This is a genomic window from Paenibacillus sp. MY03 (assembly GCF_002165585.1).
GTDB lineage: Bacteria > Bacillota > Bacilli > Paenibacillales > Paenibacillaceae > Pristimantibacillus > Pristimantibacillus agaridevorans.
Map to the genome: position 1 here is coordinate 248,254 of NZ_MXQD01000006.1, position 24,665 is coordinate 272,918.

The window sequence follows — 24,665 nt, forward strand, 5'->3', positions numbered from 1 at the left end:
TGATCACGAAGCCTAGAAACTTTTTGAACTCTCATATAAGGCAAATCAATTAAATCAAATTATATAAGGTACGCCTTGGCAGTGTCAAGCTTTACCGTTCGTGCCGATTCTATACCAATACTCGTACACCGTCTCGAAGCCGAGTTTGTCGTACAGCCCATTCGCCGCGGCATTGTCCCTCACGACGAGCAAATACCCCATCCTCGCCCCTAGCTTATGCGCGTAGCGGAATAACCCCCGCGTTATCGCTTCTCCGAAACCTCGCCCCCTTGCTTCTGGCGCCGTCACGATATCGTACAGTCCCGCCCAGCCATCCTCTATGACTGCGAGGCCGCAGGCGACAGGCCTCCCGTTCTCCTCCAGCATGGCGAAGCCTTGCTTCAGAGGGCGGTTAGCGAACATGCGGCGCGTCGTCTCCCGTTGGCTGGGGGTCAGCCTTTGGAGCTCCGTAACGGCGTCCAGCCATACCTCGGTTATCTCCTCGGTCAAGGTCAAGTCCTCGCGCGAGGGAGCCTCGATACCGGCCAAGGGCGCCGTCTTGACCAGCGTATGGTCAATCTTCCCGTACCCTCTGCTCCGCAGCCTGTCGTCCAGATCCCCGGGATGCACGAAAGGCGTCACCTTGAATACCGGCGCCAGCCCTCTCGCGCGATACAACGCTTCGCATATCCGGATTTTCTCGTCCGCCTTCGTAAAACCGTCATAGATCGCGCTGACGGAGTTGGACCGTTTCGTGTAGCCGTCCGCGAAGCGAACCAGCCAGCCGCCAAGCAGCACGGTCTGGAGCGCCGGCCAGCCATTAAGGCTGATCTCCTCGAGCCGCTTGTATTCCGCCGCTATCGCTTCCATTCCTTCGTCTCCCCCTCCAACAGCCGGAACCGTTCAAGCTGATCGTATAATTTCTCTTTGGTTAGGATCTCGACCTGTTTGCCTCCTATGAGGTCGAAGTGAGGATAGTCGTCGCGGGCATGGATATGCTGCGGCGGAAGACCGTTCTCCACGCACCAGCGGGACAGCTTGTCCAAATCGGAACAGCCGACCTTCGTGACCGTTGTCATCCATGGAAATTTGGGATCCAGCCAATAATGGGTCAAGAAGGCGATTTCGCCGCGGGCGACGGCCGCCTTCCATTGCTTCATCTCGTCTCTTTTTATGCCGAACGCCAACCGCCGCGCCTCCCCGATCTGAAATTTGATATTACGGATTCGTCAATATTTCCTTCACTCTGCCAACCTGCCCGTCCGTCAGCCGGACCTTGATGCCATGAGGATGGTTCGGCGAATTCGTTAGCAGCTCTTTGACAACGCCCTTCGTCAGCTTGCCCGTTCTCTGGTCTTGCTTCAGCACGATATTGACTTCAAGCCCCGGCTTGACGTTGGCCCGGATCGTTCCATTCATGATGCGTTTTCCTCGCTTCCTTTATCTTCGCCTCATTTTATCATAGCAAGTTTCAAGATGCACTCGACCCTCCGAACTGTTATACTAGGCATCATACGAATAGATGAAATGAGGAATTATGGAATATGTCCACAACATTCAGCTCTCTAGGCATTACGCCGGAGCTTACTGCATTATTGAAGGAACAGGGAATTGCGGCTCCTACGCCGGTACAGCGTCAGACGATCCCCATGCTGCTCCAGGATAAAGACGTTATTGCGCAGGCTCAGACGGGCACCGGCAAGACATTGGCGTTCGCTCTTCCAATGCTCCAGCGCGTTAACGTTGAGAAGGAGCAGGTACAAGCCCTTATTCTGACACCGACGCGCGAGCTGGCCATCCAGATTACGGCAGAGATCAAAAAGCTTGCCCCTGTCGTCGGCGCAAGGGTGCTTGCCGCCTATGGCGGCCAGGACGTCGACGCCCAGATTCGCAAGCTGCAGCGCTCTCCCCATATCGTCGTCGCCACGCCCGGACGTCTCATTGACCATATGACGCGCGGCACGATTAATCTCGGCAAGCTGTCCATGCTGGTCCTTGACGAAGCGGATCAAATGCTTCACATGGGCTTCCTGCCGGAGGTGGAAAGCATTATTACGCAAACGCCGCGGTCGCGTCAGACGATGCTGTTTTCCGCCACGATGCCGGATGCCATCCGCAAATTGGCGGCGGAATATATGAACGCGCCGGAGGATGTACAGATTCGCAGCGCGAATGTGACGCTCGACAACATACGCCAGCTAGTCATCGAGACGACGGACCGCGGCAAGCAGCAAGCGCTGATCCATCTGCTCGAGCAGCACCGCCCCTATCTTGCCGTTATCTTCTGCCGAACGAAGGTGCGGGCCAAGAAGCTGAACAAAGAGCTTCAGGATGCAGGCTTCGAAAGCGACGAGCTGCATGGCGACTTGACCCAGGCGAAGCGTGAGCAAGTGATGAAGCGGTTCCGCGATGCGAAGCTGCAGATGCTGGTCGCTACCGACGTCGCGGCGCGAGGTCTCGATGTCGAGGGCGTTACGCATGTCTACAATTACGATGTGCCGCAAGACTCCGAAATTTATATCCACCGAATCGGAAGAACGGGCCGCGCGGGCCACAAGGGTATGGCGATTACGTTGGCAACCCCCTACGACGGCTCCAAGCTGGTCCTCATCGAAAAAGGCATTCAAGCGCGGCTGGAGCATAGAGCCATCGATCGCGAAGGTTCAGTGACCGAGAGCAGCCGCGCTCGATCTGGCGGCGAACGCGGCGAAGCGGCAGGTCGCAAATCCTCCGAACGCAGCGGAGGACGCGGCGTACGCGGCGGACGAGATGGCGGACGCGGCGTCGCCTCGGGCGGACGCGGCGGGCGCGGACGCGGGGCCGAACAAGGCTCCGCGCGCGGATCGGCAGCCGGCAAGACGCGCGGCCCAGGCGGCGGGCGCGAACGTGACGCGGAAGCGCGGAGAGGAGCCTCCGGACGCGGCGAAGACCGTCGCTCGGGAAGCGGGCGGGCGGCTGTTGCGGGTTCGACTGACGAATTCAGCTCCAACCCTTGGGAAGCAGGACGAGACAGCAGTGATAAGCGCGTATCGGGCAGAGGCGGCAACAATGAGCGCGGCGGTCGCAATGACAGCGGCAGAAATGCCGGCGGACGGGGCAAGGCTAGCGGAGAGCGCGGCGGCAAACGTAATACCGCTTTGTCCGCCAGGAGCGGACAAGGAACGGATTCGTCCAGACGCGGTGCAGGCCGCCCATCCGGCGGTGCAGGCGGACGCGGCGGATCGCGCGGAGTAAAGTCTCCTGGGGGCCCGGGCGGCCGCTCCGGCAAACCTGGAGGACGAGGCAGATAATTGCGTTTCCGCGCGTGTAGCCCATTTTCGAACCGACTAGACTGGCGTCCAATCCTTTTTAGGGGTAATTCATACAATACAGTAAGCCGAATGTTGGAGATTCCCACCTCTCAAGATGAAATGGCTGCATCGTCCTCTGGCGAGCGGCAACTTTCATTCCGAGAAATAGAGGAGTATGCGATACTCTCCTCTATTTGAACAAACTCGTCCTTCTTCGGTAATCCCTTTTTTAGGAGGCAACAAAATGTCTGGTGTGCATGGAGGCTACTCGTCGGTAGGTACAATCCTTGTTCTGTTCATCCTTCTGGTCATCATATCGAAGGTATTCTGGTATTAAGAAGCACTTGCATCTATAACGCTTAAAGCTCCGTTCTAACGGACGGAGTTCTTGATGCCTGATATGAGCAAAAAAACGGCGGAGTTCGGGACTTTAATCCCGCTCCGCCGTTTCTTATAAGCGATTCTTGATTCTAACCCGTTAATGCTGAGGATTGATTGCATATTCTCTAAGCGCAGTTGCCACGCTGCCGTCATTATTAGTCCCAACGACAACATCGGCTGCCTCCTTGACGCCATCCGGGGAATTATCCATAGCAATCCCCAGTCCCGCGAAAGTCAGCATCGATATATCGTTAAAATAATTGCCAATCGCGAGAATCCGTTCCGAAGGGATATTCTTTTGCTCTGCCAGTCTTCGCAAAGCGCTGCCTTTGCTAGCCTCGGGATGCTGGATGTCGATAAACAGATCGCCGCTGCGGATAAGCTGAAGTCCGGGTTCATCCCGCTCCCAATCCCCTTGCACCATGTCGATCTCTTCCTTCGACCCGAATACGGACAGCTTCACCAGCCCTTCCGGAAGTTCGCCTCCAGCCGGAAGCACCGTCGGAACAGTCTTATGCTGCAAATACATCGCCTCCGCAGCCTCAGAAACGCTCTCTACTAACATGTCATAAGCCGTATTCAAATCAAAATGAATCCCTTTTTCCCGGCAATAAACCAAATAAGGCTCCAGCAGCTCCCCGTCAATGTCGAACTGGAAAGTAATGGACCGATCCTCGAACTCCACGATTGCGGCCCCGTTATGCGTAATTAAAGTGCCGTTCAGACCAAGCTCCTCCAGCACGGGGAATGCGCCCATCGGCCCTCTGCCCGTACAAAGCACGATTTCTGCGCCCTGCCGAGCGCATTCTCTTACCGCTTCCTTCACCCTCTCAGGCAAAAGATGTTCGTCCGTAAGCAGCGTACCGTCAACGTCGAGCGCGATCAAATCAAATTTGCGTTGCATGTCTCCACCATCCTGTCTCTCTCGATTGTCGAACTCTATAGCCGAGACGTGCGTTCGCTTCCGCGATGCGCCTTCAATCCTTCTACTTCTTCGTCCGTGAGCTCTCTATAAGCGCCCTCTGGCAGCGATTCGTCAAGCGTGAGAGGCCCCATGGAGAGTCTCTTAAGCGTCAGAACGGTTTTGCCTACGGCTTGGAACATTCTTTTAACCTGGTGGAATTTCCCTTCGCGAATCGTCAATGTAATAAGCGAGCGGAACTCCGAACCTCCTGACCGTCCTTCCCCGTCTACCCCTGTCTCGTAGACGCTCGCGATGACAAGCTCGGCAGGCATCGTCTCGTATCCATCATCTAACGTTACGCCGGAGGCAAAGCGATTGACATCGTCTTCGTCCACTTTACCGGCTACCAGCGCTTCGTACGTCTTGTCGACATGCTTGCGGGGCGACAGCAGCTCATGCGCGAGCACGCCGTCGTTTGTCAGCAGCAGCAGACCTACCGTATCCTTGTCCAACCGGCCGACCGGGAAAGGAGCAAGCCGCGTATCCTCCGGACGGAGCAGGTCGATGACCGTCTTGTCCCGTTTGTCTTCCGTCGCCGAGACGACGCCGGCCGGCTTGTTCAGCATGAGATAGATAACGCTGCGATACTCGACGCGCTCCCCTTCGCAAGTCACTTCCTGCAACGATACGTCGACGATAAGGCCGCTGTCCTTTGCTATGACGCCGTCCACTGCCACCTTGCCTGCCTTGACCGCCTTTTTGATCTCGCTCCGCGAACCGTATCCCATGTTGGAGAGGAGCTTGTCCAGTCTCAGCTTATCTCCCATTTATGTTCGCCTCCATCCCGGCGACAGCTCATTTTTGAGCACGCCGTTCTCATATTTGCCCCAACCGATCGGTCTACCCGCCAGGCATACCAGTACGAAACCTTTTATCTTCTTATCGCCTGCCCCTTTGATGATGCGATCTTCTGCCACGAATAACGTCTCGCCTCGCAAGTAACGGATAACTTCATCTCCGTCCAGGCCATCCAATTCCAATACCAGAGACGCTTCATCCCTATGAAGCCCCATCGCCAGCGCCTGAGACGGCACAAAGCGGTTCCATTTGACCTCTCCAACGTACCAGCCTGCACGGACAACCTTAAGCCCGTCCAGAGAAGGCACGCCCGCTGGCTGCATATAGAGACGCTCTCCGTAGGAGAAGGTAACGCTGCCCCAATCCCCCTCCCGGAGTATGAGCTGCTGCTTGCAAAACGCCTCCCACAGCTCGACCGGAGTTTGATCGGAAGCCGAGCTTCCCGATTTTGCTCCTTTGCCCTTCCCGTCTTTACGTAGGCGCTGCTCTTTCATCTTGCCGGCAAGGGCAGGAGTCGCAGCTGCTGCAATCGCGGTCGTCGAAACCTTTGGACGCTCTAATTCGATCTCCGTCGCCCCGCTCCCCCACTTTTTACGGAGCAACGCGGCATAATGCCCTTCGCCTTCGATTACATGCGGCCATAACCGCGCGGTCCCGCTCAAGGAGCTTACGATGGTTGGCCCCGCACTTGCTGCAGTCGCTTCATCGACCCAATCCGGACGGCCGGCTCGTAGTCCGCATTCATGCTGAATCGGCTCCACAACGAAGTCGGGATGTTCCTCCAGAAAGGAAGCAATCTGCGACTCGTTCTCTTCCGGCGAGAAAGTGCAGGTCGAATACAATAGCAAGCCGCCTGGCGCCAGCATCTTCGCGGCGTGGTTCAAAATATCGCGCTGCATGGCGCTGCACTTCTGCACGGAATGTTTCTCCCAATCGCCGACCATAGAATCAGCCTTGCGGAACATTCCTTCGCCGGAGCAAGGCGCATCCACCAATATGCGATGAAACCATTCCGGAAACGATTTGGCGATGGCTGCCGGTTCTTCGTTTAGAACGATTGCGTTTCTGATGCCTGCGAGCTCGATATTTTTGGCCAGCGCCTTCGTTCTCTCGCTTGCGTTGTCATTCGCTACCAAAATGCCGCTCCCTTTGAGCATCCCGGCAATCTGGGTCGACTTGCCTCCCGGAGCCGCGCACAGATCGAGCACCCGATGTCCCGGCTTTACGTCCAACAGCTCGGCGGGAAGCATCGCGCTCGGCTCTTGAATATAATACAACCCCGCATGGTAAAAAGGATGTTTGCCGGGTCGCTCCTCTTCCTTGTAATAGAAGCCGTTCTCCGTCCAAGGGATAAGACGATCCGGATTTTGTAGATAATTAAGCTCGCGCCATTCCTCTTTCGTTACTTTGAGTGGATTTAGACGCAGGCCGAACGCTCTCGGCGCTTCGTAAGAAGCCATGAACTCATCGAATTCCTCGCCTAACAATTGCTTCATTTTGTCGATAAACCGTGTCGGCAGATCCACCTTCATTAATGTTTCCTCCCGCTGCTTTAAGGCTGCCGCTTCCCGGATAGAATAACCTCCGAGCAACGCCATGCCGGCGAGCTGGAGGTTATTCGCTCGGCGGAGTAACTCCGCCGCTTAAGATTGATTGTTTTTTTTGGCCTTCGCGATGGCCGCTCCTATTTCGATCGACAGGGTATGCAGCGCATGATAGTCCTGCTGTTCAAATAATTCGTTGAACTTGATCTGGAACTGCGCCGCTTCTCTTACGCGATGGTAGAAATACAAATCCTGTATTCCGTTCAGCACGCGGGATACCGCATTGGACTGCTCTTCGAACTCCGTCTGCGCGTCAAGAATCTCCTCGCGGATGCTTGTCATCTCGGTGTCCAGCAAGAAGGCCGCTTCGGCCGCCTTCTTGAGCCGGTTCCGCACATCCTCGGGCAGACTTTCCTTAAATTTATAATTAAGCGAATGCTCGATCGTAGCCCAGAAATTCATCGCAAGCGTGCGGATTTGAATCTCCGCTAATACGTGTTTGAAGCCCAGTGCGGTCTGCACGGGGTACTTGACGATAATATGGTAGCTTCGGTATCCGCTGTCCTTGTAGTTCGTAATGTAATCTTTTTCGTATACAAGCTCCAGATCCTTGCGAGTCCGGATCAGCGCTGCCACCCGATGGATGTCGTCCACGAACTGGCACATGATCCGAATGCCCGCGATGTCCTCGATCCCATCCTCCAGCCGATCCGGCGCTACGCCAAGCCGCCGAGCCTTCTCCAGAATGCTGGAGATCCGTTTTACTCTTCCTGTTACGAATTCTATAGGCGCGTAGGCCTCTCTAATTTTGAGCTCTACGCGCATCGTCTTGAATTTAACCTTTAATTCCTCAACCGCTTGTTCATAAGGCTGTAGAAAAAGACTCCAGTCTCTACCGTCCATCCGGCCGCCTCCTGTTTCTAACGATGATCTGCGCCTACTGCTTCGGCAATGTTGCGGTAGCCATCCTTGCGCAAGCATTCGACAAGCCCGCTTGTCAGCTCGCGCTGCAATCCTGGTCCTTTATATATTAATGCCGTATAGATCTCAACAAGCGAAGCTCCCGCGCGAATTTTATCGTATGCGTCTTGCGCCGTAAAGATTCCGCCGGAACCGATAATCGGCAATCTTCCGCCAGTCTGTCGATATACGGCCGCGATAACCTCGGTGGATCGCCGTGTAAGCGGCCTTCCGCTCAAGCCGCCAGTTTCTCCCGCATGGGCGTGAGACAAGCCATCGCGCGACAATGTCGTATTCGTGGCGATGATGCCCGATACCCGACTGTCCATTATCGTCGCCACCGTATGGGAGAGCTGATCGTCCGACATATCCGGCGCGATCTTGACCAGCACTTTCTTCGTTTCCTTGCCGCGTTTCCTCGCCTGCGCGTCCATCTCCGTCATAACGGCGTCCAAGAGCTTCTTTAGCTCATCGCCATGCTGCAGATCCCTCAAGCCCTGCGTGTTCGGCGAGCTGATATTTACGACGAAGAAGTCGCCAAAATCGTACAGCGTTCGAATACAGGCTTGATAATCCTCATGGGCCAGCTCGTTCGGCGTATCCTTGTTTTTGCCGATATTGACCGCGATCGGAATTCGGTTAATCCTGCGGCGCGCGAGCGATGCCGCCATTGCGTCCGCTCCGTGATTGTTGAAGCCCATCCGATTGATCAGCGCTTCGTCCGGAGGCAACCGGAACAGCCTTGGCTGGGGATTGCCCGCCTGCCCCTTCGGAGTTACAGTACCCACCTCGGCGAAGCCGAGACCGATGCTGGAGAAGCCGTCCGCGGCGACTCCGTTCTTGTCCAGCCCGGCGGCCAGCCCCACGGGATGAGGGAAAGAAATGCCGAGTACCTTCGTTCGCAGCTCCGGAATGTCAGGTACGCCGTACATCGCGTTCATAAGCGCTCCGAGTCCGGGTACTTTGCCGCATGCGGCCATGCCGTCGATGACCAGGTGATGCGCCTTCTCCGGGTCCATTTTAAAGAAAATCGGTTTAAGAAGAGATGAATAAAGCAAGAAGTTCACTCCGTTCCGCAGTATGTGCTCTATCAGACAGTTTATCCGTTTTGAATCAAAAAGAAAAGAGCCTTGCACCATGTGCCCGAGGCTCCGTCCATCTCCTTGTATTGCGGCATCCGCGGAAAACGATTACAATACAAGCATATAAGTGATTATTATTAGAAAGGTTGATTCCCATGAGCGCACCTAAACGCAAACCGGCTACAATGAAGGTTAAACCTAAGGAAGAAGTGAACAAGAAGGCGCTGGTCTGGATCGGCTCCATCGTCGGCTTCGTAATCGTAGCCGTATCCGTCCTTCTTATCGTCTTCTCCTAAGCTGCTGACGACTACCTTATGTCAGCCATCGATATACCTTCGCGGGATTGCTTTCGTCCTGCTTGGGCGCAAGCCGGAATCGTTCCTGCGGCGCCTTGGCATCGGGTGGAAGCGTCCCGTTTTTAATTTGCACCGGCGTCCCGAGCGGCACCATGTCGAACAATTCCTCGACGTCGGCTTCTCCCAATCGGATGCAGCCAAGCGACTCGTCCTTGCCGATGCTGTCCTTGTCGTTCGTGCCATGAATGGCGTACAGCGTGTTGGACAAAGTCATGCCTCTCGAGCCAAAAATCCCGTCTCCGCCGTTGGGATCCCTCACCTTCTCGCTGATAAAGAAGCTGCCCTCCGGCGTCTTCGAACCGCCAAGTCCTACCCTGTAGCTGCGGACGATCAAGCCGTTATGCACGACGGCAAGCGTATGGTTCGACACATCGATTACGATCTCCAGCGGCTTGCTCCAATCCGGTTGGAACAAGCCGTAGGAGCCGATAGACGTTGCGCCTGCAATCTGAGCAGCCGCATCCTTGGTGCCTTGTCCGCCGGTCTGAGGTTTCGCATTCTCCGCTTGCGATGCCGATAACTTCAGCTTGGCGAGCAGATCGGGGAACATCTCAGCCATCCCCTCTCCTTCTCCGGACAATACGTTGTGCGGGTAGGGACGTACAAGCGCATCCAGATTTTCCGGCCACTTCTTATACAAATTTCGATATTGCACAATAGCGCTGGATAACGTCCAATGCTGCTCTTGCTCTTTTTTCCATTCGGCAAATCGGCTTGCTGCCGGCTTGGCATCGGCGGGATCGCATGCACAGACGTTCCGGTCCAGCATGCTCACCTCGAATTGCGCCTGTCCGCTGCCACGCTCCATCTCCATCAATAGCCTTGCATTGCCGTTCCATTGCTTCCAGCCCCCCTTCTCCTCGAGATGGGCTGCTATGACTTTCGGCGGCGATTCGCCGCCGGCCTTCATCACTTCGCCGAATGCATACCCGGCGGGGGTCTTCTCCTTGCGCGGAACCAGTACGACGCCAAGCCCCGGGCTCCCGTCGGCGACAGCCGGAACGGCATCATCGCCGGGTACTTGCTGCTGATTCCCGATGGATGGGATCAGCAGCGCAAGCAGCAATAGCGGTACCGCTATGACCGTTACGTTGCGAACAAGACGTTTGCGCTTCTTCCGCTTCTCCCATGCCTTGAGCTCTTCCAATTGATTCGTCGATACGGCTAGCGGATGACTGGATTGTTCGAAGGCGTCATAGATATCTCCGGCCTGAATAAAGCAATAATTCGCTTTTCCTTCCTTCCCTGCGTCGCGGTAATGTTTGCCAAGCAAGTACCATCCCATCTTATTGTCGGGATGTTTTTTGACGAATTGCTTCAAATATATAATATCTTCGGGTTTATCGAATTTTGATTGTTCCATCATCCATGCCTCCTGGTCGATTACGACGATTTCCACTCTTCTTTTGGAATATATCGGCATAACCTCGCGCAAAAAAAAGCCCCTCGCACCATAATGGTCGAAGAGCTTTAGAAATTACGTCTATGAGGAAGTTCAAAAAGTCCGCTTTTGATCACGAAGTATGCCAAGAAGCCTACTCGACATCGAATATGGAACGCAAGCGAAACTTCCGGTGCTCACGTAGCTTCCACTACGCTCCGCTCCTCAGTTTCTACTTTCGTTCCATCTTCTCGGTGCTGAAAACCGAACTTTTTGAACACGCACTATATTTAGCCTTCGGCGTTGAAAGGCTCGTCGGCGATTTTGATAGAATCCGTCGGACATCCGTCGCAAGCGTCCTGCAGATCGTCGTACATGTCATCCGGAATTTCGGTTATGCCTCTATTGGAGTCGCCTTGGAAAATAACCTCGGCCAAACCTTCGTCGTCGTAATCATAAATGTCGGGAGCCGTCGCTCCGCAAGCACCGCAAGCGATGCATGTGTCTTTCTCTACCCATGTAAACTTAGCCATGGTTTTCTCCTCCTTTATAATCTACGGATAAATCCGTTCCAATAATATATTATCCAAATATGCCGGTACGGCTCGTTCCTTCACTCATCAATATATAACAAAGTATCGTCTTTTTGCAAGGATGTACCTCGAATTCGTTTGTTTCTGATCAAGGAAGATGGATCGTCGCCAAGCATGCCAGCGGTCAGAACGGCGTCCTCTCCGAATTTGTCCCGAAGCGCGTCCATCACCTTCGTTAGCGATTCCTTGCGGGGCTGCTCCTCAAAGCTGAATAGATCCAACTGAAGAGCGGATTCCGAGATGGGGGTTAAATTCTGCAGCGTAACTCCCAGAAGGCGAATCGGCTCCCCATCGATCCAATGTTTTAGATAGAGCGCCCGCGCTTCTTTCGTGATTTCCTCCGTCGTCTGGATCGGCGCCGGAACGGTATGGGATCTCGTAATGGTCGTCATGTCTGGCCTTCGGATCGTGATCTGAACCGTTGAAGCGACAAGCTTCTGCCTGCGCAGCCTGCGCCCCGTCTGATCGGCCAAATTGAGCAGCACACGAAATATATCGTCCCGCTTCGTTAAGTCCTGCGGCAGCGTCGTCGTATGGCCGATGGACTTATTCTGATCCCGATGCGGATTAACCTGTGAATGATCGATGCCGTGCGCGGCCGACTTCATCCAGGCGCCGACGGTTCCGAATTGCTTGATCAGCATGCTCTCATCGGCCGCCGCCAGCTCTCCGATCGTATGGATATTCAGCTTTGCAAGCTTGGCGGCCGTCTTGCCTCCAACGCCGAATAATAGATTGCATGGCTTATCCCACAGCACTTGAGGCACGTCGCGAATGCGGAGGACGGTCAAGCCGTTGGGCTTCTTCATATCCGATGCCATTTTGGCGAGCAGCTTGTTAGGGGCAAGGCCGATGGAGCATGGAAGCGCCAACTCCGTCAATATGCGTCGCTGCAGCGATTCCGCGATCTGCAGCGGGGTTCCCATCAGCTTGGAGCCCGTAATATCCATATAACATTCGTCGATGGAGACGGATTCCACCATCGGCGTATAAGCGCGAGCGATCGACAAAAATCCTCTGGAGTACTTCCGGTACAGATGGAAGTCCGGCTTGATCAAGATGATATCCGGACACATCTTGACGGCTTGACGCACCGGCATCCCTGTCTTGACGCCCTTCGCACGGGCTGCGTACGAGCAGGTGACAATGATGCCTTTGCGCTGCTCGATGCTGCCGGAGACCGCCGTTGCTTTATTCTTATATACGTCAGGCTCTTCTGCTTCGTGCACGGAGCAATAGAACGCATTCATATCGAGATGGATGATTACTCTGCCTTTGGCAGGATAATGCTCTTCTACGCCGCTCATGGACAAGTTCACCGCCAATTGCAGAATGTTGGGTTGTACCGCTTGTTTCCTCAGCATATAATTAGGCAAGGTTCAAGTCAATGCCGAACAACAAACGTTTGTTCGCCAAGATACCGCATTCCCTATATAGATAGTAGGCCGGAATTGCAACTTCCCTCTCTACTTTAGGAAGATAAAGTGGTATAATCATGTATTATGATTCCATCAGAGGCTCTGTGAAGGAGGCACATTTAGAAATGTCCGCACAAATATTCATCTTTGACACGACGCTGCGCGATGGCACGCAAGGCGAGGGGATCAGCTTATCGGCAGATGACAAGCTGAAGATTGCACAAAAGCTTGACGCTTTGGGCGTTCATTATATTGAAGGCGGCAATCCCGGAAGCAACAACAAGGATATCGAATTTTTCAAGCGCGTAAAGACGATGAAGCTCAATGCCAAGATTACCGCGTTCGGAAGCACGCGCCGCAAGAACAGCGTCGCCGAGCACGACGCCAGCCTGCTCCGGATTATCGAATCCGGCGTACCGGCGGCCACGCTGGTCGGCAAGGCTTGGGATTTCCATGTCCATACGGCGCTCCAGACGACGCTGGAAGAAAATCTGGCGATGATCTTCGACTCCTTCGCGCTGCTTAAACACCACGGCATGGAAGCGATGTACGACGCCGAGCACTTTTTCGACGGCTACAAAAACAACCCGGAATATGCCCTTGCAGCGCTTCGCAAGGCGCAGGAAGGCGGAGCGGACTGGCTCGTGCTCTGCGATACGAACGGCGGCACTATGCCCAACGAGATCCATGAGATCGTCTCCCGCGTCAAGGAAGAACTGAATACGCCGATCGGCATTCACACTCATAACGACTGCGAGCTTGCCGTCGCGAATTCGCTGGCTGCCGTCCAGGCTGGCGCGCGCCAGGTGCAAGGCACGATGAACGGTTACGGCGAGCGTTGCGGCAACGCAAATCTGTGCTCCATCATTCCGAACCTGCAGCTCAAGCTGGCTTACTCCTGCCTTGAAGACGACCGTATTCGCCTGCTGACAGGAACGGCCCGTTACGTTAGCGAGATCGCCAATGTTCATATGCCGGTCGGTCAAGCTTTCGTCGGCAACGCGGCATTCGCCCATAAGGGCGGCATCCATGTCTCCGCGATCATGAAGGATGCCAAGACTTATGAGCATATCGAGCCCGAGCTTGTGGGGAACAAGCAGAGAATTCTCGTGTCGGAGCTTGCCGGTCAAAGCAATATTATTTCCAAAGCGACCGAGCTTGGACTCGACATCACCTCCAACAACGAGAAGACGAAACAAATTATGGAGCAGATCAAGGATCTGGAGCATCAAGGCTATCAATTCGAAGGCGCCGACGCCTCGCTTGAGCTTCTTTTGCGCGACGCTTTTACCGACGTGGTCCAAATCTTCAAGGTAGAATCGTTTAAGATCCATATGGAGAAGTCGAACGCCAGCATGATCTGCGAAGCCATCGTCAAGATCAACGTGGGAGGTCAGATCGTGCTGACGGCCGCGGAGGGCAACGGCCCCGTCAACGCTCTCGACAACGCAATGCGCAAAGCGCTCGTGCAATTTTTCCCGCGCATCGAACAGATTCACTTGTCCGACTACAAGGTCCGCGTCATCGACGAGAAAGACGCCACGGCCGCCAAAGTACGGGTGCTTGTGGAATCCACCGGACTCGACAATACCTGGAGTACGGTCGGCGTATCCAGCAACGTAATAGAAGCCAGCTGGGAAGCGCTTCTCGACAGCATCCGTTATGCGCTGCTTCATATGTCCAAGACAACTGGAGACGGTACGGAATCGGAGTTCGTGGAGAGACTGGGGCTCGTCAATCATTAACGGCTTAAGATGAAACAAATAAAGCAGTTAGCGTTCAAGGCTTTGCGCCTTCCGCTAACTGCTTTTTTGTTATGCCGCGTTCGGCTTCGACCACTTCAGAATGAGCCTCTCCCATTCTGCGTACGTAACGACTCCGTTAATCCGTTCCCTTATGACGCCGTTGCCGTCAATCAGGAAGCTCGTTGGGAAATTATTAACCTTATACAGCTTCGTAATCGTGCCTTCCCGGTCCATTAACATTGGGAACGTTAGGCCAAACTCTTCGACGAACTCCCTCGCCGAACGTTCCTTATCGTAATTCGTAGAGTTGACGCCATACATTTCCATGACATCTCCATACTGTTCATGCAGCTTCTGCAGATCGGGAGCCTCCATCACGCAAGGTCCGCACCAGGAAGCCCAGAAGTTGACGAATAACAGCTTTTCTCCGGCTCCTCCGCCTATCGTATGGATAGCGTCGTCCATGCCCGGGAGCGATATGGCCGCGGACTCGTATCCCGCCTTTGGCTTAAAGCCGCTTGGCGACGCCAGCCCCGTTGCGGCAGCGGCGCCTTGCTGCATGTATTGAAAGATGCCCAGCCCTGCTAACAAAAAAGCCGTGATAAACCACGCTGCCGTTTTTTTCACTTTAGTCCTTCCTTCCGTTAACCCTATTCATTGTTCCCATCGTACCACGCGAGGTATGGAAGCTCAAGACAATGGGCAGATTAGCCATAAATCCGTCATAAGCACAGTCTGCTAAGGCTGAATGCGTTCATGACTACGGGAGGAACGGTATGTCACGAGCACAGGCTCATGGAAAACGAACATCCAGCGCTACCAAAGAAACTAAGTCATCGTGGTTGCAATATGCAGCATTCGCAACTGTACCGCTCGTACTTGTACTGGGAAATTCCATCCTCGTTCCCATTCTCCCGGATATGGCGGAAGCCATGTCGCTAAGCAAGTTTCAATCCAGTCTTGTCATTACCTTATTCTCCGTTTCAGCCGCTCTCTTCATACCCATTATCGGATATATCTCCGATCGGATGAGCCGAAAGGCTGTCATCTTGCCCGCGCTGGCGATCTATGGCGGTGCCGGGATATTGGCGGGACTCGGCGCCGTTTGGGAATCCTACGGCATTCTCATTGGAGCGCGGGCATTGCAGGGGATGGCGGCGGCTGGCACGGCGCCGATCGCCATGGCGCTTGTAGGCGACCTTTATCAAGACGGGGAAGAAAGCGAAGCGCTGGGACTTATCGAAGCATCCAACGGCGCAGGGAAAGTCATCAGCCCTATTCTAGGCTCTTTGCTTGGTTTATGGTCATGGTATGCGCCGTTCTTCGCGTTTCCCCTGTTTTGCGCAGGATCATTTTGCGCCGTTCTATGGCTGATACATGAACCTAAACATGAAGGCAAACCCACGCCTTTCAAAACGTATTGGAAAGAAATGAAGGCGATCTATGCCAAAGAAGGAAAATGGCTGTTTACCGCCTATCTGGCCGGTTCGCTCGGCTTGTTTATTTTATTCGGCGTTTTGTTCTATCTGTCGGATATGGCCGAAAAACCTCCCCTATCGATAGACGGCGTTGCCAAAGGCGGACTGCTGGCCATTCCGCTGCTCGGGCTTGTCATTACGGCCTACTCGACAGGGAAGGGAATTCGCAAAAATGGCGACAGGATGAAGGTCCTAATGTTGTCCGGGATCGGTCTGATGTCATTGTCCCTTACAGCCGCTTCCATCTGGCATTCGGCTTTTATCGCCTTAATCATTTTTATTACCTTGTGCAGCATTGGAACAGGGTTGCTGCTCCCTTGTCTCAATACCCTTATTACAGGATCCGTCGATCGATCGCATCGAGGCATGGTGACCTCGTTATACAACAGTCTTCGTTTTCTTGGCGTAGCGATTGGGCCTCCCTTCTTTAGCTGGATGGCCGATAAATCCGTTACGGGTTTGTTTGTCATTCTAACCCTCTTAAGCGCGGGGCTGTTGATCGCCGTCGCTCTAACAATCAAACCTCCGAAACGGCAATCCAAAGCTTAACAACACCCTGGGTTTCGCGGTATACTTACTTATCGATAAGAAGTTGCTGCAATTCGGGAGGAGACGTCATGTCGCTTTCACTTTCGTACCCTAATAACGAAGCTCGTACATCCATCACCAAGGCAGCTTACTCGATGCTTCTCGACTATTGCGGAAGCATCCTCCCGAATGAGGCTTGCGGCGTGCTCGCCCGGGAAAAAGAGCGGCATTCCATTGACATCATTTTGCCGATTCGCAATATTCACCCCCATCCCTCCGACTCTTTTTACTTCGATCCGGAGGAATGGACAGCCGCCTGTTTCTCCATGGAAAAAAACCGACAACAGCTTGTCGGCTTCTTCCACTCGCACCCTAATACCGCAGCGATTCCATCGAATCGCGACGGCGAAGGCTTTCATTTTCATTCCGGCTTCCAATATTGGATTATTTCCCTGACCGATCCCTCTGCTCCGGTAGTACAGCCTTATCGTCATCAGGACGGCGTATTTATGCCCGCCCAGCTAGTGTTTGCTTAGATAGGCGTACAAATCGCCTAACGTAAATACGTTTCGCTCAACGATTTGATCTAAATAATGAAGCCACAATCGCGCCGTCATTAGAGAATCCTCCAGCGCATGATGACGCACCGTAATCGGAATGCAGCTGCCCGCAAGCAATTCATCCAGACTATAACCATCGCGGTTTGGCTCCAGCCACTTCGCAATCATCATCGTATCGAGAACCCGATGGTTCAAATTCACCTTGGACGTTCGCCATAATGCCGCGTTGAGGAATTGTTTGTCATGGCCGGAGGCATGCGCAACAAGCAATCTGCGGCCTACGAAAGCCATAAAGTCATGAAGCGCCGTCATCAGATCCGGAGCGTCCTGCACCATCCCGTTGGTGATTCCCGTAAGCTCCACAATGGATCTCGGTATGGTTCGGCGCGGATTGACGAGGCTGTAGAAGGTCTCTGTCTCGCACAGCTCTCCGCCTTTCACGACGACGGCCCCGAACGAAATAATTTCGTCTCCATGATTAGGATTAAAACCTGTCGTCTCCAAATCAAAAACGACGGTTTCCAGCTCCCTCAGAGGCGTTTCAAGCAAGGATTGCTTGCGCTGCTCCCGATTGGCGTTGCGAATAAATGCCATTTGCTGAGCGTTCTGAGAGCCTAGCATGGACGCGATGGCAGGCGTGACACCCCCCATTTTATATAGACTCCACATGCGGCCTACGCCTTTTTGTTCCTTCATTGAGACCACCGCCTTACCTTACATCAGCCTTCCCATCGCCTGACGGTATACCGCCCGCTGCAGGCGTTTGCCTATCCGCAAGCTGCTCTTGAGCTCGTCCGTCATCTCTTTGGACAGCTTGCTGCTATGCAGCTTGCCGTTGTTAGCATACAAACCGTCTTCCTTCTGTTCCGTTGTCATTAATCGCAAGCGCAAAATGAAACGGAAGGCTTGCTCGTATTGCTCCCCATCGGCTGGCGACAGCTTGCCAATGTCGATTAGCTTGCGTATGCGCTCCAACGTCGACGTTCCCCTTACATTCGCTTGAATCGCCATCATTCGAATCGAATTGACCATTGGAATATAAGCGCCATACTTAATGTCGAGACTGCCTGCATCTTCGCCATACCGTTCCTTCAGCAATTGCCCGAAAACGCCAACGAGCACCTTATGCCGCATCGTGTTCTCGATCATACGCCTAATAATGACGGGATGGTTTAACATATCGGAATAATAAATATCCTTTAGAGCCTCGGCAATGCCCTCGTCACCGTACACGCATCTTCCGTCTGCGATAATGAGCAAATAACGGACGGACTCCCAGGCAGGTTCCCTGAACCAGCCTTCCAGCCGCTCTCGCCATTCGCTCAGCGAGCTGCACCAATCCGGATTGTCGCTTAACACCTTGCCTTCGCAAGGCGGATATCCAATGGTAATCAAATTGCTTACAATCAATTGACATAATTCAAGAAAATAAGCTTTGACCTCTTCTCCGTTCTCCGCCGGATCCCGATAGACCACGCCGCTGTCTTGATCGCTGGACAACGTCTGCTCCTTCCGCCCGCCGCTGCCGAACAATAAATAGGCGTAAGGCACGGGGGGAGACCCTTTCCCCATCCGTGCCATGTCCGCTTCGGAGAGCATGATCGCCTTGGTTATCAAGGCATCATGCGTCTCGTTTAATTGTTCATTTAATTGTTCGACCGGTCTTACAGGGAGAAGGGCTTCCATCTGCTCGTGTATTTGATCTCGCAAGCATCGCAGCCCTCCCACTCGATCGGCGGCGCCAATCTTTTTGAAGTGCTGCGAACGTGCCGGATCGCCCATGCGCCGCTCTCCCCCTTCGATCCGTCTAATGCTCTCATTAACCTTCGAACGTTTGGCCCGGTTTCTTCATTTGCTCAGGATAACCATAAGCTCCATGCTCGCTGAGGTCAAGACCGATAATTTCTTGCTCCTCCGTTACGCGGAAGCCCATGATCATCTTCATAACGCCAAGCACGAGGAAAGAAGCGACAAGGACGAACGCGCCTACTACGACTACGGATTCGAATTGCACCCACAGCTGCTTCCAGCTGCCAGTATCGATAAGCCCGCCTGTTCCAACGCCGACTTTGTCGGCAAGCTCTTGCGTTGCAAAGATTCCGTTCGCCAGCGTGCCCCAAATACCTGCCATACCGTGTACGGACAGGGCATAGATCGGATCGTCGACTTTCAGCTTCTCGAACATTTTCACGCTGTAGAACACAAGCATACCTGCTACCAGACCGATAACGACAGCTGCCCAAGGATCGACGAATGCACATGATGCCGTAATTGCTACGAGACCTGCAAGCGTACCGTTTAGCATAGCCGTGATGTCGGCTTTGCCCGTTACGGCCCAAGAAATTAGCAGTGCAGCTACACCGCCGGCGCCAGCAGCCAGCATCGTCGTGAATGCTACATAAGTAAAAAATCCGTCGCCGATCGCTACCGTGGAGCCTGCGTTAAAGCCGAACCAGCCAACCCACAGGAGCAATACGGACAATGCCGTAAATACTTGGTTATGACCGAGAATTTCGTTAGCGGAACCGTCTTTGTTGAATTTGCCGATACGCGGCTTCAGAAGAACCGTTGCTGCGAATGCGGCAAGGGCGCCTGTCAAGTGAACGACCGTGGAACCGGCGAAGTCTTGCGCGCCGTCTTCGGCCAGCCAGCCGCCGCCCCAGATCCAGTGGGCAACGATCGGGTAGATCAAACCAACGAAAAACAGTGTAAATACAATGTAAGAGGATAGTTTCGCACGTTCCGCGAAGCCGCCCCATGCAATGGATAACGAGATCGCGGCAAATGCCAGCTGGAACAAGAAGAATACGCCATTAGGGAAGGAATCGCCTGCTGCAGCATCGCCTGCCAGTTGAGGGTCGAAGAAGAAGTCCCCCCAACCGATGAATTGGCTAAGGCCGCTGTCGCCGCCGAACGCAATGCCGTAACCGAAAGCCCAGTAGATAAGTGCCGCAAGGCCAACCGTAAAGATCGTTTTGCCCGCTACGTGACCGGCATTCTTCATCCGGGTCGAACCTGCTTCGAGAAGAATGAATCCGCCTTGCATCAGAAGTACGAGTATGAATGCCAGCATAACCCATAGAGAGTTAAGTCCCATGTCAAGCGTTGCACCCGACGGATCCTCGGCAAATGCTGCTACCGGGAACAAAATTGTCATCAAACCTAGAGCAAGAAAAGTTTTCTTAATCAATACGACCACTCCTTTGGATGTTATATTTCATGACATTTCACGAAAGACATATTGTCATTATATTCAGCAGTTGGTCATTTGACAATATGCTTTTTTCATTTTTTCAAAAAAAATCTAACATTCGACTGTGAATATGGTACGAACGTTAGGATTCGATGGGGTTTTTGTCTATTAATATGTTATCTCGACATCTATTATTCGCTTTTTATAATTCGAGGCCGATTCTACTCATCATGTCAGATTTACTTGCACGATAAATTCAAACAGCAACGCCCCTCCTTCATGAAGGGATATTTGGATCCATTAATACGGGATGAATGAACTCCACTCCAATGAAGATGGGATACGATTCAAGCAATACGTTTGACTGTATGGTTACTTACCTATTATCATAGAAATTGAAATCATATAGGGCGGTGGTAAAGATGGAGATGAGATTGTACCGTATCGGCGAATTGGCCAAACTGGCGCAGATAAGCTCTCGAACGATTGATTATTATACTTCCCTCGGTTTGATTGAACCTTCGGGGCGCTCCGAAAAAAATTACAGACTGTACGGAGATGAAACTTTGCAGCGCCTCGAACGTATTGAGCAGATGAAAAAAGACAAATATACGTTAGATGAGATTAAGTCGAGTCTGGACTCATGGAGCAAAGTGACGCCCGACGAGCATATATCGCTGAAGTTGACCGAAATCCAGCAGCACCTTTCTCGGCTGGAACGCGAGGTAAAGGAGCTGGAGCCCGTCATTAAGCAGCTCGGGCCCCGAAAGGCAGGCAGATTTTATACGCGAATCATGCCTCAGACAGCGGCGTGCATAGAAGCGCTCATGTTGCTCATGAACAAGAGCTCGCTCATGTAACGGATGAAGTCACATCAATCTGGAGGAATGAAGAGATGTTTATGATGGTTCTAATTATCGCAGCCTTCGCCCTTACGATTTGGGCGCAGTTCCGAGTGAAGGGCACGTTCAAGAAGTGGGCTCAGGTGCCCGCCACCAGCGGACTGACAGGCTATCAAGCCGCACGTCGAATGTTGGACAACAACGGCCTCCACCATATACCCATTGAGCCCGTTCCTGGATCGCTCACAGACCACTACGACCCCATTAACCGAGTTGTAAGGTTGTCCGAGCCGGTTTATTACGAAAACACGATATCAGCCATCTCCGTCGCGTGTCACGAGGTAGGCCATGCGATCCAGCACTCGGTCAGCTATCCGTTCCTGGTTGCCAGACACCGCATCTTTCCGATCGTTAACTTCGCATCCGGCATTGCGCCGTTTCTGCTTATCGGCGGGTTTATCTTTAACGCCTTCGGCTTGATCGGACTTGGTATTATTTTCTTCTCCGTCGCGGTCGCTTTCCAACTGATTACGCTGCCGGTCGAATTTAATGCCAGCAATCGCGCGAGAAGCCTGATGATAACCGAAGGTTTCGTGCACCAAGAGGAAGCGAAGGGCGTGGCCAAAGTATTAAATGCAGCTGCCCTTACGTATGTAGCTGCCGCGCTCTTATCCCTGCTGGAGCTAATTCGTTACATTCTGATGTTCACTCAGAACCGCGAATAAAATAATGGATCAACCAATAAGAAGGCCGTCCTCGCAATATGCGGGACGGCCTTCTTATTGGTTCGAAGTTATGCAATTATTGTTCACGCTTAGCGTTATAGTCCAGGAAGTAACGAAGCAGGAAAGAATGAAAGACCTTCGCCACTAATGGCAACTTCTCGTTTTTCCGATGAATAAGTCCGATTGTTCTCGTCACGGATGGGGCGCTTATCCGCACCTTGACCGGCTGAAGAGTCCCCGAATAGAACAACGCCATCTCAGGCAACAGGCTAACGCCCATACCGGCCGCCACAAGCCCTCTGATCGTATCCGTCTCTTCTCCCTCGAAGCCGATTTTAGGCTCGAATCCAGCCTCTTGACAAGCTTCATACACAATTGGTCTTAGTGAGTACCCTTCACTGAATAATACGAAGGTCTCGTCTTTAAGCTCGATAAGCTCGATCGAATGCCGATTCGACAATTCGTGGCCCGGCGGCAGGATGGCATATAACTCTTCCGTCAACAATACTTCCCCGCAAACCTGCTCATGTTCTCTGGGAAACGGCGAGATAAAGGCGAGGTCGATCTCCCCCTTAACCAAATCTCGAATCAAGGATGGGAACATCCCTTGCTTGAATCGGAACTTGACGTTAGGGTGTTGCTTGCGGAATGATGCCACGACCTGCGGTATTAACGAAATACCGAGACTGTGCGGGAAGCCTAACCTTACCTCCCCTTTCTCCGGATCCATAAATTCTTGTATTTCTATAACTGCGCGCTCCAGATCGGCCAATATCGCCTCCGCTCGCTTAAGAAACAACTGTCCCACCGGCGTCAACTGCAAATTACGCCCTTTTTGGACGAAGAGCTTTACGCCAAGCTCCTCCTCCAGTTGGTGAATTTGGCGGCTGACAGCCGACTGTGCCACATGCAGCTCTTCGGCCGCCTGTGTGACATGTTCTTTTTTTGCTACTTTTACGAAGTAATATAGCTGTCGAAGTTCCATACTGGATATACTCTCCCGTTCCCGTGCCCTACCATATTTGTGTTATTTATCGTCGACGTCTTTGCTTCAGGTTATCCAACAACCCGTATAACAGAAATCCTGCAAGCGCTCCGCCTATATGTCCCCACAGATCAATTTTGGGCACAAAGATGGAGTGGATGACGCCGAAGGCCAATATTATATATACCGTCTTGCGCGAAGATACATCCAGCATCGATTTGCGCAGCAACGCGATAAACAGAAACGCTCCATACACGCCGTAGATCGCGCCAGATGCTCCGATGGCCAAGTGGTATTGGTCATTCTGCAGATTCGTGACAAGCGCCGAGAACAGATTGCCGCCGATACCGCAAAGCAAATAGAAAATAATATATTTAAAGGTCTTGAGCAAATATTCTAGCGGCGGCGCAAATACGAGCAGCGCGAACATATTAAAAAAGAGATGGCCGAAGTCCGCGTGCAAAAATTGCGATGTAATATACCGCCACGGCTCCAAGAATCCGAAGGAATCGATGCCGGGTACGGCTATGAACATACCGTAATTGACAATCTCCTTATAGAACTGAGCTATAAGAAAAACAATCAAATTTATTGCGATCAAAGCGGCCGTTCCAGGATAATTTCTAAGATAGGAACGGAAGCTTTCATAACGGAGGAAGATCATCTTCATCCCGCCTTTCGTCTAACACGCCAAATATTGGACAATGGTGTTTCTTTGCGATTATAATTAAGGTCGTACCAACTACAAGCCCCTGAGGAGGAATTGTTAACATGGCACAAGAACGTACAGGCGTTGCCACATTAAAGGGCAACCCGATCACATTGATTGGACCCGAACTCGCGGTAGGCGATCAAGCTCCTGACTTTTCCCTTAACAAATCGCTTACCGAGGTTGTCTCTCTTCAAGACTATGTCGGTAAAGTAAAATTGATTAGCGTCGTCCCTTCCATCGATACCGGCGTGTGCGATGCACAGACACGCCGCTTCAACGAAGAGGCCGCAGCTCTCGGCGACAACGTCGTTGTACTGACAGTGAGCGTAGACACGCCTTTCGCACAATCGCGCTGGTGCGCAGCCGCCGGCATCGACAAGGTTGTCATGCTCTCGGACTACAAGAACAACAGCTTCGGAGAAGCTTACGGCGTTCTTATTAAAGAGCTTGCCCTCGATATGCGTTCTATCTTCGTTCTGGACGAGAGCAACAATGTCAAATACGTCGAGTATTTGCCGGAGATGACAGAACATCCGAATTACGAAGCGGCGATTGAAGCGGTCAAGGCTCTCGTATAATACGTAAGTAACGACTTTAAGTTACACGAATTAGTTGATTTCCGCAAACAAAGCGAGTGAAGGGCGACCCTTCCTCGCTTTGTTTCGTTTTCATATAGAAATGTGAAGCCCTTGATTGCATGATCAGGAGGTTACCCTAACCGCGGCGAGCTTCTTGTCAAGCGTGCGGTACAAATCAAGTATGACGCGATAATTAGAACCCAGGTCGCCTAACGATCCGCGAGACGCGGAATAAATATCGACCGCCGACGTAAGCGGGTTCACGCTGATGACAGAAACCGTAATATCCATCGTCCTGCCGAATGCCGTTCGCTTCTCAAGTACAATCTCGCCTACCGATTGAACCTCGTGAAGCAGCTTATACCCTTGCATCTTCTTGAGCGTGGATACGACTTCCTCCCAAGCCTTGTCCTTCGACAGCTTGTAGAGATGTGATTTCAGCAATGGATCCTTAGCTCTATCGCCTGTCTGTTCATGACTGCGCAGCAGCCCGATTAAGGTCCGCTTCAACAACAACGATCTCCCCCTCTAGCGTCTATCTGCATTACTATTTATCATACCATGTTTTCACAT

General features: G+C 52.8%; 27 protein-coding genes. 9 read left to right on the top strand and 18 right to left on the bottom strand.

Annotated elements, in window-relative coordinates:
• Window positions 1-84: 84 nt before the first annotated feature.
• Genes B1748_RS07120 through B1748_RS07130 form a run of 3 tightly spaced genes read right to left on the bottom strand, consistent with a single transcriptional unit; the run spans window position 85 to window position 1,398 of the window.
• Window positions 85-849, bottom strand: a complete 765-nt coding sequence (locus tag B1748_RS07120; RefSeq protein WP_087567185.1) for a GNAT family N-acetyltransferase — start codon at window positions 847-849, stop codon at window positions 85-87.
• Window positions 837-1,166, bottom strand: coding sequence for a hypothetical protein (locus B1748_RS07125; protein ID WP_087567186.1), 330 nt, complete (start codon window positions 1,164-1,166; stop codon window positions 837-839). The genes B1748_RS07120 and B1748_RS07125 overlap by 13 nt, the downstream gene beginning before the upstream one ends.
• A 31-nt stretch (window positions 1,167-1,197) precedes the next feature.
• The gene (locus tag B1748_RS07130) at window positions 1,198-1,398 is read right to left on the bottom strand and encodes a YwbE family protein (protein ID WP_087567187.1); all 201 of its coding nucleotides are present in this window, start codon (window positions 1,396-1,398) and stop codon (window positions 1,198-1,200) included.
• Between the two features lie 125 nt (window positions 1,399-1,523).
• On the opposite strand from B1748_RS07130, the gene B1748_RS07135 reads away from it, so the two are divergent.
• On the top strand, window positions 1,524-3,269 hold the full coding sequence (locus B1748_RS07135) for a DEAD/DEAH box helicase (protein ID WP_087567188.1): 1,746 nt from the start codon (window positions 1,524-1,526) through the stop codon (window positions 3,267-3,269).
• A gap of 244 nt (window positions 3,270-3,513) precedes the next feature.
• The gene (locus B1748_RS07140; protein WP_087567189.1) at window positions 3,514-3,606 is read left to right on the top strand and encodes a sporulation protein YjcZ; all 93 of its coding nucleotides are present in this window, start codon (window positions 3,514-3,516) and stop codon (window positions 3,604-3,606) included.
• Between the two features lie 141 nt (window positions 3,607-3,747).
• On the opposite strand, the gene B1748_RS07145 is transcribed toward B1748_RS07140, so the two are convergent.
• The 5 genes from B1748_RS07145 to B1748_RS07165 all read right to left on the bottom strand — a co-directional run bounded on the left by B1748_RS07145 (window position 3,748) and on the right by B1748_RS07165 (window position 8,974).
• Window positions 3,748-4,554 carry a Cof-type HAD-IIB family hydrolase gene (locus B1748_RS07145; protein ID WP_087567190.1) on the bottom strand — a complete coding sequence of 269 codons (807 nt, stop codon included), beginning with the start codon at window positions 4,552-4,554 and terminating at the stop codon, window positions 3,748-3,750.
• Window positions 4,555-4,589: 35 nt separating this feature from the next.
• Window positions 4,590-5,381: a pseudouridine synthase gene (locus tag B1748_RS07150; protein ID WP_087567191.1), complete on the bottom strand. Its 792-nt coding sequence runs from the start codon at window positions 5,379-5,381 to the stop codon at window positions 4,590-4,592.
• A complete protein-coding gene (locus B1748_RS07155; RefSeq protein WP_087567192.1) occupies window positions 5,382-6,944 on the bottom strand; it encodes an RsmB/NOP family class I SAM-dependent RNA methyltransferase in 1,563 nt (520 codons plus the stop codon). It abuts the gene before it with no gap.
• Between the two features lie 111 nt (window positions 6,945-7,055).
• On the bottom strand, window positions 7,056-7,859 hold the full coding sequence (yjbM, locus tag B1748_RS07160) for a GTP diphosphokinase (protein ID WP_087567193.1): 804 nt from the start codon (window positions 7,857-7,859) through the stop codon (window positions 7,056-7,058).
• A 17-nt stretch (window positions 7,860-7,876) separates the two neighbouring features.
• Window positions 7,877-8,974, bottom strand: coding sequence for a quinone-dependent dihydroorotate dehydrogenase (locus tag B1748_RS07165; RefSeq protein WP_179215438.1), 1,098 nt, complete (start codon window positions 8,972-8,974; stop codon window positions 7,877-7,879).
• 179 nt (window positions 8,975-9,153) lie between these two features.
• Between B1748_RS07165 and B1748_RS36765 the strand changes: the two genes are divergently transcribed.
• Window positions 9,154-9,294, top strand: coding sequence for a hypothetical protein (locus B1748_RS36765; RefSeq protein WP_179215439.1), 141 nt, complete (start codon window positions 9,154-9,156; stop codon window positions 9,292-9,294).
• A 16-nt stretch (window positions 9,295-9,310) separates the two neighbouring features.
• Here the strand turns inward: B1748_RS36765 and B1748_RS07170 are convergent, their stop codons facing one another.
• The 3 genes from B1748_RS07170 to B1748_RS07180 all read right to left on the bottom strand — a co-directional run bounded on the left by B1748_RS07170 (window position 9,311) and on the right by B1748_RS07180 (window position 12,635).
• Entirely contained in the window at window positions 9,311-10,717 is a 1,407-nt protein-coding gene (locus B1748_RS07170; RefSeq protein WP_179215440.1) for a L,D-transpeptidase, read from the bottom strand.
• 308 nt (window positions 10,718-11,025) lie between these two features.
• Window positions 11,026-11,268, bottom strand: coding sequence for a ferredoxin (locus B1748_RS07175; protein ID WP_087567195.1), 243 nt, complete (start codon window positions 11,266-11,268; stop codon window positions 11,026-11,028).
• Window positions 11,269-11,348: 80 nt separating this feature from the next.
• The gene (locus B1748_RS07180) at window positions 11,349-12,635 is read right to left on the bottom strand and encodes a DNA polymerase IV (protein ID WP_087567196.1); all 1,287 of its coding nucleotides are present in this window, start codon (window positions 12,633-12,635) and stop codon (window positions 11,349-11,351) included.
• A 236-nt stretch (window positions 12,636-12,871) separates the two neighbouring features.
• Between B1748_RS07180 and cimA the strand changes: the two genes are divergently transcribed.
• The gene (cimA, locus tag B1748_RS07185; protein WP_087567197.1) at window positions 12,872-14,491 is read left to right on the top strand and encodes a citramalate synthase; all 1,620 of its coding nucleotides are present in this window, start codon (window positions 12,872-12,874) and stop codon (window positions 14,489-14,491) included.
• Between the two features lie 69 nt (window positions 14,492-14,560).
• On the opposite strand, the gene B1748_RS07190 is transcribed toward cimA, so the two are convergent.
• The gene (locus B1748_RS07190) at window positions 14,561-15,118 is read right to left on the bottom strand and encodes a TlpA family protein disulfide reductase (RefSeq protein ID WP_256975563.1); all 558 of its coding nucleotides are present in this window, start codon (window positions 15,116-15,118) and stop codon (window positions 14,561-14,563) included.
• A gap of 149 nt (window positions 15,119-15,267) precedes the next feature.
• On the opposite strand from B1748_RS07190, the gene B1748_RS07195 reads away from it, so the two are divergent.
• Complete coding sequence (locus tag B1748_RS07195) at window positions 15,268-16,518, top strand: MFS transporter (protein WP_087567198.1); 1,251 nt, start codon at window positions 15,268-15,270, stop codon at window positions 16,516-16,518.
• A 68-nt stretch (window positions 16,519-16,586) separates the two neighbouring features.
• The gene (locus tag B1748_RS07200) at window positions 16,587-17,033 is read left to right on the top strand and encodes a M67 family metallopeptidase (protein ID WP_087567199.1); all 447 of its coding nucleotides are present in this window, start codon (window positions 16,587-16,589) and stop codon (window positions 17,031-17,033) included.
• On the opposite strand, the gene B1748_RS07205 is transcribed toward B1748_RS07200, so the two are convergent.
• The 3 genes from B1748_RS07205 to B1748_RS07215 are packed head-to-tail and all read right to left on the bottom strand — an operon-like array spanning window position 17,019 to window position 20,247.
• Window positions 17,019-17,753, bottom strand: a complete 735-nt coding sequence (locus B1748_RS07205) for a 3'-5' exonuclease (RefSeq protein ID WP_087567200.1) — start codon at window positions 17,751-17,753, stop codon at window positions 17,019-17,021. The two genes, B1748_RS07200 and B1748_RS07205, sit on opposite strands and share 15 nt — an antisense overlap.
• Before the next feature lie 18 nt (window positions 17,754-17,771).
• Window positions 17,772-18,839, bottom strand: a complete 1,068-nt coding sequence (locus B1748_RS07210; RefSeq protein WP_087567201.1) for a DUF294 nucleotidyltransferase-like domain-containing protein — start codon at window positions 18,837-18,839, stop codon at window positions 17,772-17,774.
• 37 nt (window positions 18,840-18,876) lie between these two features.
• Window positions 18,877-20,247: an ammonium transporter gene (locus tag B1748_RS07215; protein WP_087567202.1), complete on the bottom strand. Its 1,371-nt coding sequence runs from the start codon at window positions 20,245-20,247 to the stop codon at window positions 18,877-18,879.
• A gap of 431 nt (window positions 20,248-20,678) precedes the next feature.
• Between B1748_RS07215 and B1748_RS07220 the strand changes: the two genes are divergently transcribed.
• A complete protein-coding gene (locus B1748_RS07220) occupies window positions 20,679-21,110 on the top strand; it encodes a MerR family transcriptional regulator (protein WP_087567311.1) in 432 nt (143 codons plus the stop codon).
• A 35-nt stretch (window positions 21,111-21,145) separates the two neighbouring features.
• Window positions 21,146-21,817 carry a zinc metallopeptidase gene (locus tag B1748_RS07225; RefSeq protein WP_087567203.1) on the top strand — a complete coding sequence of 224 codons (672 nt, stop codon included), beginning with the start codon at window positions 21,146-21,148 and terminating at the stop codon, window positions 21,815-21,817.
• A gap of 76 nt (window positions 21,818-21,893) precedes the next feature.
• Here B1748_RS07225 and gltC read toward each other — a convergent pair whose 3' ends face one another.
• The gene (gene gltC, locus B1748_RS07230; protein ID WP_087567204.1) at window positions 21,894-22,802 is read right to left on the bottom strand and encodes a glutamate biosynthesis transcriptional regulator GltC; all 909 of its coding nucleotides are present in this window, start codon (window positions 22,800-22,802) and stop codon (window positions 21,894-21,896) included.
• A gap of 46 nt (window positions 22,803-22,848) precedes the next feature.
• On the bottom strand, window positions 22,849-23,466 hold the full coding sequence (locus tag B1748_RS07235) for a rhomboid family intramembrane serine protease (protein WP_087567205.1): 618 nt from the start codon (window positions 23,464-23,466) through the stop codon (window positions 22,849-22,851).
• A 107-nt stretch (window positions 23,467-23,573) separates the two neighbouring features.
• Between B1748_RS07235 and tpx the strand changes: the two genes are divergently transcribed.
• On the top strand, window positions 23,574-24,092 hold the full coding sequence (gene tpx / locus B1748_RS07240; RefSeq protein WP_087567206.1) for a thiol peroxidase: 519 nt from the start codon (window positions 23,574-23,576) through the stop codon (window positions 24,090-24,092).
• A 123-nt stretch (window positions 24,093-24,215) separates the two neighbouring features.
• Here tpx and B1748_RS07245 read toward each other — a convergent pair whose 3' ends face one another.
• Complete coding sequence (locus B1748_RS07245; protein WP_087567207.1) at window positions 24,216-24,605, bottom strand: DUF1499 domain-containing protein; 390 nt, start codon at window positions 24,603-24,605, stop codon at window positions 24,216-24,218.
• Window positions 24,606-24,665: the final 60 nt, after the last annotated feature.